The following is a 14402-nucleotide window of genomic DNA, read 5'->3' as shown; positions in this document are numbered from 1 at the left end:
ATCATCGTGCAAGGGCCTCGGGCAGCAGGTGACGGTGGGCCGCGATCAGTTCGCCGCACAGCGCCTGGATGGCGGGCAGCGGCAGCGTGGCGGCGGTGTTCGGGTCGACCAGCGCGGCGTGCAGCACGTGTCGCGGGTCCTCGTCGAGCACCGCGCGCACGGTGAGCTCGACGACGTTGAGGAAGGTGCGGTTGAGCGCGACGAGCTGGATGGGCAGCTCGCCGACCTCGCGCGGGTGGATGCCGGCGGCGTCGACGTCGGCGGGCACCTCGACGCAGGCCTCGGGCGGCAGGTTGGCGATGAGCCCGGTGTTGGGCACGTTGACGTAGACCTCGCCGCGCTCGCCGGTCAGCATCGCCTGGAGCGCGGCGGCGACCGGCTCCTGGTGCTGCCAGCGGATCAGCAGCGAGCGGCCCGACGCCAGCGCCCGCCTGGTCTCCTCGTAGCGGTGGAGGTTCTGGCCGCTGCGCCGTAGATACTCCTCCACCTGGACGCCGAGCCTGGCGGTCTCGCCGCTGTGGCGCATGATCCAGGGCACGTACTCGGCGGCGTGCTCGCTGGACTGCGTCGGGAAGAAGCCGAAGGTGCGGTAGATCTCGACGCGCACGTGCGACAGGTCGTCGGCCAGCGCCGCCTCGAGCTCGGGGTAGAGGTCGCGGCCCTCGGCCTCGAAGCGCAGCACGAACGACTGGTGGTTCAGCCCCGCCGTGAGGAAGTCGATCTCGGAGACCGCCCTGCCCACCATGTCGGCGAGGTAGATGTGGGTGTCGCAGACCGCGTGGCACATGCCGGCGAAACGCGGGAAGCCGGTGCCGAGCCGGACGGCCATGCCGGTCATCGCCATCGGGTCGCTGCAGCTCAGCAGCCAGGCGTCGGGGCAGAGCCTGGCCATCTCGCGGGCCAGCTCCACGAAGACCGGGATGCTGCGCAGGCCGCGGAAGATGCCGCCGATGCCGATCGTGTCGCCGATCGTCTGGCGCAGGCCGTACCGATGCGGGATCTCGAAGTCCTTGAGCGTGGCCTCGAAGCCGCCGACGTCGATGTTGGCGACGACGAACTCGGCGCCGTCGAGTGCGCGTCTGAGGTCGGGGCAGGCGCTCACGCGCGACCCCGCTCCCGCCTCCGCGTCGAGCGAACCGGCCAGCGCCTCGGCGGTCGCCAGCAGGCCGGGATCGGAGTCGTGGAGGCGGATCTCCAGAGTGCCGTGGAGAGCCGGGTTGAGCAGCAGGTCGGACAACACGCGGCGGACGATCTCGACGTCACCGAGCCCGATGAAGACGATCCGCCGCACTTTTCACCTCCCGCACGTGCCGGAAGGTTACTTCACCGACGAAGGGGGCGCGTACTCAGCCACGGGTACGCGCCCCCAAGGGACACCATCACGCACACGATCAGTCGGTGGTGAGGGCGTCGAGCAGGTCGCCGACCCGCGAGTCCGGCAGCGCTCTGGCCACCTCGGCCAGGGCGACGATGCCGATGAGGTCGTGGCCGTCGATGACCGGCAGCCGGCGGACCTTGTGGCGGCCCATGGTGCGCAGGATCTCGGCGGCGTCGTCGTCGGCGCCGATGGTGACGGGCTTGCCCTCGGCGAGCTCCCCTGCCAGGCAGGACTTGGGATCCTTGCCCTTGGCGAGCACCTTCACCACGATGTCGCGGTCGGTGAGCATGCCCTTGAGCCGGTTGTCCGTGCCGCAGATCGGCAGCGATCCGACGTCGAGCCGGGCCATCTTCTCGGCGGCCTCGGTGACGCTCTCGTCGACGTTCACGCACTCGGCATGGGGGGTCATGATCTCTCGTGCGGTCGGCATGGCCTCTCCTTCGCTTGGGAGACCCCAGCTACCCAAGCGCCCGGCCGCAAACTACTGCTTGGCGCTCTTCACGGCCAACGGGCTGGCCGGCGCATCGGTCTTGGCCTTCTCCATCCGCTCGCCGAGCTCCTGCAGTTCCTTGCGCTTCATGGCCGCGCGCACCTGCGGGAACCACTCCTTCTCCTCCTCCTCGACGTGGTGACGCACGTTCTCCATGAGCACGGTCACCTTGGCGTCGAAGCGCTCGTCCTTGGGGTCGAGGCCCTTGAGCTCGTTGAGCATCCAGACCACCACGTGGTGCTCCTCGACGCTTTCGAGCACGTGGTCGGTGGTCTCGGGGACCCGCTTGCGCGCGGCCGGGTAGAAGATCTCCTCTTCGATGTAGGCGTGGGTGGTGAGCTCGAAGATGATCCTGTCGACGAGCTTGCGCTTGTCCTTGTAGGCCTTGTCTCCGGCCTTCTCGAACTTCTTGAAGAGCTTCTCGACCACCTTGTGGTCTTCTTTGAGCAACACGATGGCGTCCATGCGGGCCTCTCTACCCGGCTAACGCCCCAGCAGTCCCCAACTGCGCAGGTCACCCCAGATCGAAGCGGGGTCGACGTACGGCCTGAGCAGTCCGGTGAGGACGTCGTCGCCGCGGCCGTTGAGCTCGTCGGAGGCGATCTTCCTGGCCACCCCGGCGAGGAAGTCGGCGATCTGGACGCGGGCGTCGGAGCGGGCGGCGACCAGGCGCAGGCCCGCGAGCTTGCCGCTGTCGGCGTAGATCTCCTTCAGCCAGGCGATGCGCTCCTCGTTCAGCGCGGTCTGCCGGTCGTGCACGATGGACACGGCGTGGCCGCCCTCGCTCCAGCGTTCGACCAGGCGCACGATGGCGGGCAGGAGCGGGTCGAGCTCGGGGACGAGCCTGGTGCCGCGCATCAGCTCGTTGTACGACCTCAGGAAGGAGTTCCACCGCTCCTCGCCGAGGATGCCAGGCCCTTCGTCGTAGACGGTCCTGGCCTGGTCGCCCATCAGCTTGACGATGAAGTAGTAGGTCTTCTCCGCCAGGAAGACCGTGGCGTTGCCGTACAGCGGGCCGCCGGAGCTGAGCAGCCATTCGAGCACCGCTCGGTGCTTGCCGCGCAGCAGGTGGACGGCCTTGTACTCGGAGGCGGGCGAGCGGATGCGGTCGCGGACCTCCAGGACGCACGATTCCGCGACGTCGAGATCGAGGACGACCCCCGCGTGGGCGAACACGTCGGTCACCCCTCCGATGAGGTTCTCCCCCTCGGCGCCGGACTCGTCGCACGCGATCTCCAGCTCGGGCCGCATGGGAACACCCTATGAGATACCTGGTCTATCGCGTGGTCTGCCGGGTAGTGGCGGGTTCGTGGAAAACCACCCCCCTCACGTGAAAGACAGAGAAGGCGCGGATGTATCGCGCTCGACAGATACCGCCGATCTCGACCGGCCGCGCCGGGACAGGGACACCGCCGACCTGCAGCCCTTCGGGCGCCCTGGACGCCCGTTCGGCTCGCATCCCTTCGTGTTCGGCTTCACCGCCGCGCTGGGTGTGCTGACCGCCTGGATCCTGCTGCAGGCCCTGAACTCCGTCGCCTCGGCGCTGATCATCATCGTGGTCAGCCTCTTCCTGGCGATCGGGCTCAACCCCGGTGTGGAGATCCTGGAGCGGCGCGGCCTGTCCCGCACGTGGTCGGTCACGGTGGTGTTCATCGCCGTGATCGTCTTCTTCGTGCTCTTCGGCCTGGCGATCGTGCCCCCGCTGACCACCCAGATGGGCGACTTCTTCGCCAAGCTGCCCGACTACCTCCAGCAGTTGCAGAACAACCCCACCGTCCGCGGCCTCGACGAGCGGTTCCAGCTGATCGAGCGGCTGCAGCAGTACATCTCCAGCGGCAACATGGGCAGCCAGGTGTTCGGCGGCCTGCTGGGCGTGGCGACCACGGTCATCAACGCCGTGTTCACCGCGCTCACCGTGCTGATCCTGACGCTCTACTTCCTGGCCTCGCTGCCCTCGACCATGAAGTGGACCTACCGCATGGTGCCGCGCTCGCGCCGCGACCGGGTGCAGCTGCTCGGCGACGAGGTGATCAAGCGCATCGGCGGCTACGTGGCGGGCAACCTGATCGTCTCGCTCATCGCGGGTGTGGTGACCTACATCTTCCTGGTCATCGCCGGCGTGCCGTACGCGCTGGCGCTGGCGTTGCTGGTGGCGATCACCGACCTGATCCCGCTGGTCGGCGCCGCCATCGGCGCGACGATCGTCACCCTGGTCGGCCTGTTCACCAGCCTGCCCGTGGGCATCGCGTGCCTGATCTTCTTCATCGTCTACCAGCAGGTGGAGAACTTCTGGATCGCACCGCGCGTGATGCAGGCCAACGTGCAGGTGCCCGCGGTGGTCACCGTCGCGGCGGCGCTCATCGGCGGCGCGCTGCTGGGCCTGGTCGGCGCGCTGCTGGCGATCCCGGTGGCGGCGGCGATCCTGCTGCTCATGCAGGAGGTGGTCCTGCCGAGGCAGGAGCGGCACTAGAGCGGAACCGTGGTGGTCTCCACGCCCGGCCGGGAGAAGCCGAACCGGCGTCCGCGCCAGGTGACGATCAGTTCCTCGGCCTCGTCGAGCGGGTCGGAGACGCTCAGCCCTCGTGCGGTGAGCAGTACCGCGCAGGGCGCCGAGGCCGACAGTTCGCCGACCGTGCCGGGCCGCCAGAAGTTGACCGCGGTGAGCCCGTGCGAGGGCACGTGCACGCCCTGTTGTGAGGCGGTGTTGGCCAGGACGGTGAACCAGCCGGTGAGCCGGGTGCGAGCTTGTGAGGCTCCGGGGAGCAGCGCGTAGACGTATCCCGCGTTGTCGGGATCAATCCCGTGGTCGAGCCAGAGGGTCACGTATCCCCCCGACTCCTGACTTCTCAGGGAGGAGGCGAGATACCCGCCGTGCCCGGGTATGTGTGCCCAGCCCTCTCCCACGACCAGCCCCGGCGCGCGCCGGTTGTCCACGATCGTCTCGACCGTGACCCCGTCGCGGCAGGTGATCCCCGCCCCCAGGCAGATCACCGCGTCGTCGAGAAAGACCCACGACTTGAACGCTTCCAGCGAGCTCCTCAGCCCGCTCAGGTGCTGCCCGACGGTCGCGTGGACGCCGTCGCTCGCCCCGCCCACCCAGCGCCACTCCGCCCGCGTGTCGCCCCACGCTCCCCCGGCCCCGTCGGGCAGGCGCGCGGTCGAGACGGTCGTCCCCGGCAACCGGTAGGGGTCCATTCCCGTCCGGTCGGAGTACTGCGTGCCGTGCCCGTCGGCCCACCAGTAGAGCATCCCGGAACCGGAATGCCACCCCTTGAGGTTCTCGCCGTTGCCGTACTCGTAGTGCCCGATCGTGCGCGAGGCCATGCTGAGCGCCGCGCACCAGCCGGGCCGCCGGTGGACGGCACGCGCGCTCATCGGGAACAGCCGATGACCCACCGGCTCGGCGAGCGCCTCGACGGAATCGTCGTCCAGCAACGGGCGGAAGCGCGCGTCGGGCTCCACCGCGCTGCGGGTGAGCCAGCCCTTGACCATGCCGCGCCACCGCTCCCGCTGCTCCGGCGCGGCCGTACGGCCCAGCAGCAGGATGGCGCCGGCCAGCTCCTGGCCCTTGCGGTGGTCGTCGAAGGGGTTGCGGTCCACCGCCCTCCCGCGGACCAGGTCCATGACGAACCCGTCGTGCACGAACGGGGCGAACGTGCGCTCGACCGCCTCGTAGACCATCGGGTCGTCGACCTGCCAGATCGAGCCCTGGAGCACCGCGAAGAGGGTCGCCAGGCCGGACAGCAGCACGATGCCGTAGCTGCCCGCGTACGGGATCGTCGTGTGCTGGATGAACGAGCCGTCGCGGTGGAAGCCGTCGCCCTCGTCGACGTGGCGGAAGACCGGGGCGAGCGCCGAGGCGGCCAGTTCCGCCTTGCGGTGGTCGTCGGTCAGCAGCGAGCGCAGCAGCATGACCGTGCACAGGTCCACCCTGTTGGCCGCGGTGCTGTTGCCGCTGTAGACGAGCAGTCTCCTGCCGGGCACGAACCGGTCGACCGCCGCGGCCAGGGCCTCGTCCCTGAGCCCGATCAGCGCGGCGGCGTCGAGCAGGGCCTTGGGCATCCCGATCTGCCAGTGCCACCAGTTGCCGGCCTGGTCGGCGTCGCGGTGGTAGACGTGCCTGCGGTAGTGATCGATGCCGGCCGCCACCGCCTCCGCCAGGCTCGGCTCGCCCGACAGGACGTGGGCCCTGGCCATGGTCACCAGGCGGGCCGGGGTGCGAACGTGGGAGGGGAAGGGCTCGTCGGGCCAGAGCCGGTCGCGCGCCGGGCTCATGGTGTCGCGGTATCGGGCCGCCGCCCCGATCCCGTACGGCACGGCGGTGACCTCGCGCCAGCGCCGCCGCAACGCCGCGAAGTGCTCCGTCACCCGGGGCCCCGCCTGGCGGATCTCGGGCAGCACCGCGTCACCGGCGGCAAGCCCGGCCAGCGTCGCCGCGCCGAGCGCGAGAGCGGTCCGCCGGGAGATCACGCCAGGATTATCACCCGGCGCGCACGATGCCCGCCTCCGCCTCCTCGACCTGCATGGGCGGCTTGCCGGTGACCAGCAGCCATGCGGGCAGGATGGCCAGGCACAACACCGGCAGGAGCTCGGTGTCGGCGAGCATGGCGGCCGCCGTGAACAGGCTGATCCAGCCCTGCTGCGTGATCGCCAGCACGACGCCGAGCACGCCGGAGCCGATCGCCAGGGCGAGCGGGATGTTCGGGAAGAGCGAGTTGGCGAGCATGCCGAGCGCCGCGCCGATGAAGACCGAGGGGAAGATCCGGCCGCCGATGAAGCCCGCGGTGGCCGAGACGAGCAGGGCGAGCACCTTGATCAGCACGATCAGCAGCAGTCCCGCGGCGGTGTAGAGGGCGAGCTCGGCGGTCAGCTCCTTCATCTCCGCGAGGCCCTTGAACAGGGTGATCTGCCCGCCGATGGCGCCCAGGACGCCCAGGAGGAGACCGCCCACGGTCAGTCGTGCCAGCGGATGGCCGATGCGGCGGAACACGCTGTGGAAGTGCGGGAAGGCGTAGACGGCCGCCAGGCCGAGCAGCGCGCCCACGGCCGCGATGCACGAGGCCGTGATCAGATCGCCCCACTGCAGGCTGTAGTCCGGCACGTCGAGCGCGAAGACCGGACGAGCGATCACCACGGTCACCGCGGAGCCCGCTCCGGCGGAGACCAGGGGGGCGAAGATCCGGTCCCACAGCGGCACGTCCTTCGGTCCCACGGCCGCCTCCGACAGCAGCAGCGCGGCGGCGACCGGGGTGCCGAACAGCGCGCCGATGGTGCCGGCCACGGCCAGGCCCGCCCACATCGGCGTCTGGACGGTGGACAGGAACCGCGCGCCCAGCGCCACGGCGAGCGCGACGTTCGCCACGATGATCGGGTTCTCCGGCCCGAGGCTGACCCCGCCCGCCAGGCACAACACCGCCGCGAGCAGCGTGCCCGGCACGACCCTGACCGGCAACGGCGGTGCGACAAGGCCTTCGGTCGCCGGGTCGGGCCCGGTGGGCACCAGCCAGATCACCAGGCCGACCGCGACGCCGACAGCGGTCAGCATGAGGAGCGTCCACCACCACGTGTCCTCCGGCACGCCGAACCAGCCGGGCAGCCCGTCCCACAGCAGGTGCTGGAGCTGCTCGGCGACGAGGTCGATCGCCAGGAGGATCAGGCTGCACGCCGCGCCGACCACCAGAGCGGGCAGCACCAGCGGCAGCAGCCTGCGTGCGGAACCCGTGAGCATTGCGCTCATCCGGAGGCGGCCAGCGCGGCCTGGGCGTCGACGACGCCGAGGCCGAGGCGCACGTCCTTGGTCGGGTTGACCGCCGTGCTCCTGAGCGCCTCCATCACCTGCGCGGGCGACTTGCCCTGGCCGACGAGCAGGGCGGCGACCCCGGCGACGTACGGCGAGGCCATCGAGGTGCCGTCGAGCACGCCGTACCCGGTGGTGTTCTTGAGCGTCTCGGCGGTGGCGTAGGTCGGCAGCGTAGAGATGATCTTCACGCCCGGCGCGCAGACCGCCCCTTGCGCCCCGAAGTTGGAGAAGCTCGCCGGCTGTCCCTGGCGGTCGCTCGCTCCCACGACCAGGACCTGGGTGGGAGGCTGGTAGTTCTGCTTGGCCGTGCCGTCGTTGCCGGCCGCGGCCACGACGACGGCGCCCTTGGTGTAGGCGTGCTGCATGGCCGGGTTGAGCACCCCGCCCTTGAGCAGCCGCGAGAGCAGCCCGCTCTCGCCCAGCGACAGGTTGATCACCTTGGCGCCGTGGTCGGCGGCCCAGATGATGCCCTTGGCGATGGCGTTCGGATCGCCGGAGCCGACCGTGTTCAGCACCCGGATCGGCATGATCTTCGCCCCGGGCGCGGCGCCCGCGATGCCGACGCCGTTGTCGGTGACCGCCGCGGCGATGCCCGCCACGTGGGTGCCGTGGCCGTTCTGGTCCTTGGGGTCGTCGTCGTTGGTGACGAAGTCGTACCCGTCGACGATCTTGTCCTCGAGATCGGGGTGCTCGGTGTCCACGCCCGTGTCCACGATGGCGATGATCACGTCATCGCCCTTCTGCTGCTCCCACGCCGCGGGGAGCCTGAGCGCGTCGATTCCCCACTGCTGCGCCAGCAGGGGGTCGGGCTCGGCCGAACTACATCCGGCCATCAGGAGTGCCAGGCCACAGATGAACGTCTTCCTCACACTGGAGGTTCTTTTCTCCAAGCAGGTCAAGAGCACCCCCTGATATGAACCATGGCCGGGCAGGACTCGGACATGGGTCTGTTCCGCAACAAGCACGACGAAGCTCCGCCCGCGACGGCGATGTTCCAGATGCAGCAGAGGATGTTGTCGTTCGGCGACGACTTCTGGATCGAGAACGGCCTGGGCCAGAAGGTCTACAAGGTCGACGGCAAGGTGATGCACGTCCGCAAGACGTTCGTCCTGGAGGACGCGCAGGGCAACGAGCTGTTGAAGATCGCCGGACGGGTGCTGCGCGTGCGCGACACCATGGTGATCGAGCGCGGCGACGAGACCGTCGCGACGCTGCACAAGCACCTGATCGGCTTCCGCGACCGGTTCACCATCGATCTCGGGGAGCACGGCGAGATGTTCGCCCGGGGGAACTTCGTGGACCACGAGTACAAGATCTGGCGCGACGACCTGGAGCTCGCCGAGGTGTCCAAACGATGGATGCGGGTGCGTGACACCTATGGCATCTCGATCCGGCAGGACGAGGACATCCCGCTCATCCTGGCGGTCTGCGTCTGCATCGACGCGATCAGTCACGAGACGCGCTGAGGCGCCCCAGCACGGTCTCGGCGATGTCGCCGAGCGATTCGATCTGCTCCGGGGTGAGCAGGTCGATCAGGTGGGTGCGCACCGATGCGACGTGGAGCGGCGCGGCCTCCTGGATGGCGCGCCAGCCGCCCTCGCTCAGCACGATCACCGAGCCCCTGGCGTCGGTGTCGCACCCTTCGCGCGTCACCAGGCCGCGCTCCTCCATCCGGCCGATGTGCCGCGACAGGCGGCTCTTGGACCAGGTCATACGGTCGGCCAGCTCCTGCAGCCGCCAGCGCCGGCTCTCGCGGGAGCTCAGGGCGGACAGCACGTCGTAGTCGGCGTCGGACAGCCCGGAGTCGCGCTGCATGTCACGGGCGATCTGCGCGTCGAGCAGCAGCCGCATCCTGCGGTAGCCGAGCCAGGCCCGGAACTCCCTGTCGTCCAGCCAGCGCGGTTCTGCCATGGGCAACATGTTGACATGTAAACCACGTGACTGCATTCTTGGTTTACACGTAAACAACTTGTGCGGAGTGCGACCATGCCTGTTTTGAAGATCATCGTTGCGAGCACGCGGCCCACCAGGATCGGCCGGACCATCGGCGACTGGGTGACCGCGCATGCCGTACGGCACGGCGGCTTCGACGTGGAGCTCGTCGACCTGCGGGAGGTCGGCCTGCCCTTCCTCGACGAGCCCGAGGACGCCACCACCGGGCGCTACGTGCACCAGCACACCAAGGACTGGAGCGCGACCGTCTCCTCGGCCGACGCCTTCGTGCTGGTGATGCCCGAGTACAACCACGCGTTCAACGCCCCGCTCAAGAACGCGCTCGACTTCCTCCACCGCGAGTGGGAGCACAAGCCCGTCGGCTTCGTCAGTTACGGCGGGCTCTCCGGCGGCCTGCGAGCCGTCGAGCTGCTCAAGCCGGTACTGGTCAAGCTCCGCATGTTCCCGGCGGGCAACGCCGTGACGATCTTCCGGCGCCAGATGATGGATCCCGGCGGGCGCCTCCTCGTCGACGCCTCGCTGACCGGCTCGGCCGACGCCATGCTCGACGAGCTCGGCATGCTCACCCGGACGATGGCCCGGCTCTAGCGCGGGATCGGCAGGCGCGCCAGCTCCGTCCTGTTCGACACCCCGAGCTTCGGGAAGGCCCGGTAGAGGTGATGCCCGACCGTCTTCGGGCTCAGGAAGAGCTGCGCCCCGATCTCCTTGTTCGTCGCGCCGGTGGCCGCCAGCCTGACGATCTGCAGCTCCTGCGGGGTCAGCGCGGCCGACAGGTCTCCGGCGGCCGGCGTCACCGACTCGCCCGCCGCCCGCAGCTCCGCCCTGGCGTGGTCGGCCCAGGGCCTGGCGCCCGCCTTCTCGAACGACTCCAGGGCCTCGCGCAACTGCGCACGCGCCTCGTTCTTGCGCCGCTCCCTGCGCAACCACTCGCCGTAGACGAGACGGCTCCTGGCCTGCTGCCACGGCAGGTCGGCGCACCGCACGGCCTGCTCGAAGTGCTCCTCGGGCCGCTCGGCCAGCAGGGCCCTGCACCGGTGGGCGGCCGCCAGCGCCCACGGCCGGTTCGCCGCCCGCGCCCAGGCCTCGAACCGGCCCAGCGGCACCCGGTCACGATGTCCCGCCCTGACCGCCGCCTCGATCTGGTCGGGCAGGAAGTGGAGCGCGTAGGGGCGGTGCTGGAGCGCTTCGAGCCGTTCCAGCGCGGCGTCGAAGTGGCCGTCGCCGAGGTCGAGCAGCGCCCTGGCCCGCTCGGCCCAGTCACCGTCCGCCGGGGCGTGCTCGCCTCTGATCGCCGCGTCGAACACCAGCAGCCCTCTGGCGTGTGCCGCGTGCCGTACCTGGCCGGTGTCCTCGGCCATGCGCAGCGCCTCGCTCGCCCACGGCCGCGCGTCGCCTCCCAGCAGCGTCTCCGTCTCGGCCAGGATCGCCAGCACGCCCGGCAACCACCCGATGGCCCCGCGTGCCCGCAGATCCGCCGCCACCGCCAGCAGCCCCTGCCTGGCCAGGTGATAGTCGCCCTCCAGCAGCGCCAGCGAGGTCTCGCCGATCCGCAGCCCGCGCTCACCGGCGTCGCCCAGGTTGGCCCTGATCAGCTCCAGCCCGCGTGCCGGGTCTCCGGCCAGCAGCTCGACCGCCCCCGTCAGCAAGAGCTCGCGAACGTCGCCGATCACCCGATCCCGGGCGGCGCGCAGCCCGGCCACGTCGCCGACCAGCCAGGCGACCCTCGCCGCCTCGATCACCAGCTCGGGACCCGCGCCCAGCAGCAGCCGCCACGCCTCCTGCGGTGAGCCGTGCTCGAACTCGATGCGCGCCCGCAGCCGCACCAGCTCGGGATTCAGCTCGCCGTGCCGCGCCGACTGCTCGATCAGCGCCACCGCCCGCTCGCTCTGCCCCGAGTCGGCCGCCAGCACCGCCGCGCCCGCCAGGCGCCGGGCCCGCTCCCCTGGATCGGGGGACAGCCGTGCCGCCCGTTCGAGCGCGGCGCCCGCCTCGGCGTAACCGGCCTGCTCGCGTGCCAGGCCGGCCGCCTTCTCGAGCTCCGCGGCCACGTACTCGTCGGGGCCCGTGGCCGCGGCCGCCAGATGCCAGGCCCGCCGCTCGGCGTCGGCCGTCTTCGCGAGCGCGAGATGCACGGCGACGCGCTCGGCGAAGGGTGCGCCCTCGTAGGTGACCGCCCTGACGAGCGCGTGACGGAAGATGACGCTGCGATAGGCGCGCGGGTGAGACGGTGCAGGCTGGCCGCCACCCTCAGCAGGTAGGTCGGCACCGACCTCGATCAGCCCCGCCCGTTCCGCGGGCGCCAGCGCCTCGGCCGTCAGCCCGGTGGCCCGCAGCACGGCGTCCAGGTCGGCCTCGGCCGCCAGAGCCAGCAGCACCCGCCGCGTCGGCGCGGGCAGCGCCGCGACCTGCTGTTCGTAGCTCTCCCGCAGCCGTGCGGGGTCCGCCCCCGCGTCGTCGGTGCGCAGCTCGGGCAGCACCGACAGCAGGTCCCGCTCCAGCGAGCGGGTGGCGAAGACCAGCGCCACACCCTCGGCGTCGAGCCGTCGCGCCGCGAAGACCAGCGCCTCCGTCGAGGCGCGGTCCAGCCACTGCGCGTCGTCGACCAGGCACAGCAGGGGGCCGTGCTCGGCCAGCAGGGTCAGGGTCGCCAGCCCGATCAGGAACCTGTCGGGCACCGCGCCCCTGGCCAGCCCGAACGCCGCCTTCATCGCTTCGCGCTGCGGCTCCGGCAGCAGGCCGAGATCCTTCGTCAGCGGCCTGAGCAGCAACTGCAGGGCGGCGAAGGGCAGCTCCATCTCGCTCTCGACGCCGCTGCAGCGCAGCACGCGGATGTCCACAGGCTGTGGACAGTCGTCGGCTCCCCGCTCGCCTCTCAGGACCAGGGCACCGCTGCGCCCTTCCCTGACACCGGCGATGAGCGAGTCGAGGTGGATCATCATGCGGGACGGATGACCTCGGCGATCTCGTCGAGTGCGGCCGGATCCTCGATCGTCGAGGGCGGCCGGTAGTCCCTGCCGTCGGCGATCGCCCTCATCGTGGAGCGCAGGATCTTGCCCGACCGTGTCTTGGGCAGCCTGGCCACCACGCTCACCTGCTTGAACGCCGCCACCGGGCCGATGCGCTCGCGCACGAGCCTGACCAGGTCCGCCGAGATCTCCTCGGCCGATCGGGTGACACCGCTCTTGAGCACGACGAACCCGGCGGGCAGCTGCCCCTTCAGCGCGTCGGCGACACCGATGACCGCGCACTCGGCGACGTCGGGGTGGGTGGCGATGACCTCCTCCATGGCGCCGGTGGACAGGCGGTGACCGGCGACGTTGATGACGTCGTCGGTGCGCCCCATGACGAACAGGTAGCCGTCGTCGTCGAGGTGACCGCCGTCGCCGGTGAGGTAGTGGCCGGGGAAGCGGGACAGGTAGGCCTGCTCGTAGCGAGCGTGGTCGCGGTAGAGGGTGGGCGAGCAGCCGGGCGGCAGCGGCAGCCGTACGACGATGTTGCCGTCGACGCCGGGAGGGCACTCGACGCCGTTCTCGTCGAGGACGCGCACGTCGTATCCGGGCACGGGCACCGTGGGCGAGCCCGGCTTGGTCGCCAGCGGCTCGATGCCCATGCAGTTGGCGGCGACGGGCCAGCCGGTCTCGGTCTGCCACCAGTGGTCGATGACGGGCACGCCGAGCAGCTCGCGGGCCCAGTGGTAGGTGTCGGGGTCGAGACGCTCCCCGGCGAGGAAGAGATACTTCAGCCCGTGGTCCCGCATGAGGCGGCCCGACGGGTCCTCCTTCTTGATCGCGCGAATCGCGGTGGGCGCGGTGAACAGCGCCTTGACGTGGTTGTCGGCGGCCACGCGCCAGAACATGCCGGCGTCGGGCGTGCCCACGGGCTTGCCCTCGTAGAGCACGCTGGTGCAGCCGGCCAGCAGGGGGCCGTAGACGATGTAGGAGTGCCCGACGACCCAGCCGACGTCGGAGGCCGCCCAGAAGACCTCGCCGGGCGACATGTCGTAGATGTTCTTCATCGACCAGTGCAACGCCACCGCGTGCCCGCCGTTGTCGCGGACGATGCCCTTGGGCAGGCCGGTCGTGCCCGAGGTGTAGAGGATGTAGAGCGGGTCGGTGGCCGACACCCACTCGCACTCCGTCCAGGGCGCCTTGGCGACCTGCTCCGCCCAGTCGAGGTCGCGCTCCCCCATCTCGGCGACGGCCTGCGGACGCTGCACGATGACACATCGAGACGGTTGATGGGCCGCCTGGGCGAGCGCGGCGTCCAGCAGCGGCTTGTACTCCACGATCCGCCCAGGCTCGATGCCGCACGAGGCGCTGAGGACCACCTTCGGCCGGGCGTGGTCGATGCGCGCCGCCAGCTCGGGCGCGGCGAAGCCGCCGAAGACCACCGAGTGCACGGCCCCGATCCGGGCACAGGCCAGCATCGCGATCACGGCCTCGGGGATCATCGGCATGTAGATCACGACCGTGTCGCCCCTGCCCACGCCGAGCTGACGCAGCAGCCCCGCCATACGGGCGGTCTCGTCGAGCAGCTCGCCGTAGGAGTAGACGCGCTCCGTCCCTGACACGGGACTCACGTAGATCAGAGCGGCTCGATCCGGGGCATGCCGGTCGAGGGCGTTGTGGCAGGTGTTGAGCTCACCACCGGCGAACCACCGCGAGCCGTCGAAGACCGTCTCGAAGGGAGTGTGCCAGTCGATGCCCTCCGCGGCCTCACGCCAGAAGCCGTCGGGGTCGTCGAGGCTGCGGCGGTGGATCTCGTCGTATCGAGCCATGCTC

General features: G+C 70.5%; 13 protein-coding genes. 3 read left to right on the top strand and 10 right to left on the bottom strand.

What is annotated here, in order from left to right:
• Position 1: 1 nt before the first annotated feature.
• The 4 genes from HNR30_RS50140 to HNR30_RS16515 form a co-directional block, all read right to left on the bottom strand.
• The gene (locus HNR30_RS50140) at positions 2–1291 is read right to left on the bottom strand and encodes a family 4 glycosyl hydrolase (protein ID WP_181610725.1); all 1290 of its coding nucleotides are present in this window, start codon (positions 1289–1291) and stop codon (positions 2–4) included.
• A 100-nt stretch (positions 1292–1391) separates the two neighbouring features.
• Complete coding sequence (locus HNR30_RS16525; RefSeq protein WP_181610724.1) at positions 1392–1808, bottom strand: CBS domain-containing protein; 417 nt, start codon at positions 1806–1808, stop codon at positions 1392–1394.
• A gap of 51 nt (positions 1809–1859) precedes the next feature.
• A complete protein-coding gene (locus HNR30_RS16520; protein ID WP_181610723.1) occupies positions 1860–2333 on the bottom strand; it encodes a hemerythrin domain-containing protein in 474 nt (157 codons plus the stop codon).
• An 18-nt stretch (positions 2334–2351) separates the two neighbouring features.
• On the bottom strand, positions 2352–3119 hold the full coding sequence (locus tag HNR30_RS16515) for a hypothetical protein (protein ID WP_181610722.1): 768 nt from the start codon (positions 3117–3119) through the stop codon (positions 2352–2354).
• A gap of 79 nt (positions 3120–3198) precedes the next feature.
• On the opposite strand from HNR30_RS16515, the gene HNR30_RS16510 reads away from it, so the two are divergent.
• Positions 3199–4338 carry an AI-2E family transporter gene (locus HNR30_RS16510; RefSeq protein WP_312894452.1) on the top strand — a complete coding sequence of 380 codons (1140 nt, stop codon included), beginning with the start codon at positions 3199–3201 and terminating at the stop codon, positions 4336–4338.
• Here the strand turns inward: HNR30_RS16510 and HNR30_RS16505 are convergent.
• From HNR30_RS16505 to HNR30_RS16495, 3 genes are read right to left on the bottom strand one after another with little or no spacing between them, the layout of a single operon-like run.
• On the bottom strand, positions 4335–6338 hold the full coding sequence (locus tag HNR30_RS16505; RefSeq protein ID WP_312894451.1) for a polysaccharide lyase 8 family protein: 2004 nt from the start codon (positions 6336–6338) through the stop codon (positions 4335–4337). The genes HNR30_RS16510 and HNR30_RS16505 overlap by 4 nt on opposite strands.
• Before the next feature lie 10 nt (positions 6339–6348).
• Positions 6349–7596 carry an ion channel protein gene (locus HNR30_RS16500; RefSeq protein WP_220133603.1) on the bottom strand — a complete coding sequence of 416 codons (1248 nt, stop codon included), beginning with the start codon at positions 7594–7596 and terminating at the stop codon, positions 6349–6351.
• Positions 7597–7601: 5 nt separating this feature from the next.
• Positions 7602–8537 (bottom strand): S8 family peptidase, encoded by a 936-nt coding sequence (locus tag HNR30_RS16495; protein ID WP_220133602.1) that lies wholly within the window; start codon positions 8535–8537, stop codon positions 7602–7604.
• A 72-nt stretch (positions 8538–8609) separates the two neighbouring features.
• Here HNR30_RS16495 and HNR30_RS16490 point away from each other — a divergent pair, with 72 nt between their 5' ends.
• Positions 8610–9134 carry an LURP-one-related/scramblase family protein gene (locus HNR30_RS16490; protein ID WP_181610719.1) on the top strand — a complete coding sequence of 175 codons (525 nt, stop codon included), beginning with the start codon at positions 8610–8612 and terminating at the stop codon, positions 9132–9134.
• On the opposite strand, the gene HNR30_RS16485 is transcribed toward HNR30_RS16490, so the two are convergent.
• Positions 9115–9579: a MarR family winged helix-turn-helix transcriptional regulator gene (locus tag HNR30_RS16485; protein WP_181610718.1), complete on the bottom strand. Its 465-nt coding sequence runs from the start codon at positions 9577–9579 to the stop codon at positions 9115–9117. The genes HNR30_RS16490 and HNR30_RS16485 overlap by 20 nt on opposite strands.
• Positions 9580–9654: 75 nt before the next feature.
• On the opposite strand from HNR30_RS16485, the gene HNR30_RS16480 reads away from it, so the two are divergent.
• Entirely contained in the window at positions 9655–10209 is a 555-nt protein-coding gene (locus tag HNR30_RS16480; protein ID WP_181610717.1) for an NADPH-dependent FMN reductase, read from the top strand.
• Here the strand turns inward: HNR30_RS16480 and HNR30_RS49275 are convergent.
• Together HNR30_RS49275 and HNR30_RS16470 are read right to left on the bottom strand one after the other, a co-directional pair.
• Complete coding sequence (locus tag HNR30_RS49275; RefSeq protein WP_181610716.1) at positions 10206–12560, bottom strand: helix-turn-helix transcriptional regulator; 2355 nt, start codon at positions 12558–12560, stop codon at positions 10206–10208. The two genes, HNR30_RS16480 and HNR30_RS49275, sit on opposite strands and share 4 nt — an antisense overlap.
• Positions 12557–14398, bottom strand: a complete 1842-nt coding sequence (locus HNR30_RS16470) for an AMP-binding protein (RefSeq protein WP_181610715.1) — start codon at positions 14396–14398, stop codon at positions 12557–12559. Before HNR30_RS16470 ends, HNR30_RS49275 begins: the two co-directional genes overlap by 4 nt.
• Positions 14399–14402 lie beyond the last annotated feature (4 nt).

Origin of the sequence: Nonomuraea soli, from assembly GCF_013761175.1 — a bacterium.
Taxonomy (GTDB): domain Bacteria; phylum Actinomycetota; class Actinomycetes; order Streptosporangiales; family Streptosporangiaceae; genus Nonomuraea; species Nonomuraea soli.
The sequence above is the reverse complement of the archived record's forward strand: the minus strand, read 5'-3'. Positions and strand labels throughout refer to the sequence as shown.

Bases quoted from the DNA above. Each gene is read 5' to 3' on its own strand.
- HNR30_RS16525 (WP_181610724.1), bottom strand. From the start codon at position 1,808: ATGCCGACCGCACGAGAGATCATGACCCCCCATGCCGAGTGCGTGAAC.
- HNR30_RS16520 (WP_181610723.1), bottom strand. From the start codon at position 2,333: ATGGACGCCATCGTGTTGCTCAAAGAAGACCACAAGGTGGTCGAGAAG.
- HNR30_RS16515 (WP_181610722.1), bottom strand. From the start codon at position 3,119: ATGCGGCCCGAGCTGGAGATCGCGTGCGACGAGTCCGGCGCCGAGGGG.
- HNR30_RS16500 (WP_220133603.1), bottom strand. From the start codon at position 7,596: ATGCTCACGGGTTCCGCACGCAGGCTGCTGCCGCTGGTGCTGCCCGCT.
- HNR30_RS16490 (WP_181610719.1), top strand. From the start codon at position 8,610: ATGGGTCTGTTCCGCAACAAGCACGACGAAGCTCCGCCCGCGACGGCG.
- HNR30_RS16485 (WP_181610718.1), bottom strand. From the start codon at position 9,579: ATGGCAGAACCGCGCTGGCTGGACGACAGGGAGTTCCGGGCCTGGCTC.
- HNR30_RS16480 (WP_181610717.1), top strand. From the start codon at position 9,655: ATGCCTGTTTTGAAGATCATCGTTGCGAGCACGCGGCCCACCAGGATC.
- HNR30_RS49275 (WP_181610716.1), bottom strand. From the start codon at position 12,560: ATGATGATCCACCTCGACTCGCTCATCGCCGGTGTCAGGGAAGGGCGC.
- HNR30_RS16470 (WP_181610715.1), bottom strand. From the start codon at position 14,398: ATGGCTCGATACGACGAGATCCACCGCCGCAGCCTCGACGACCCCGAC.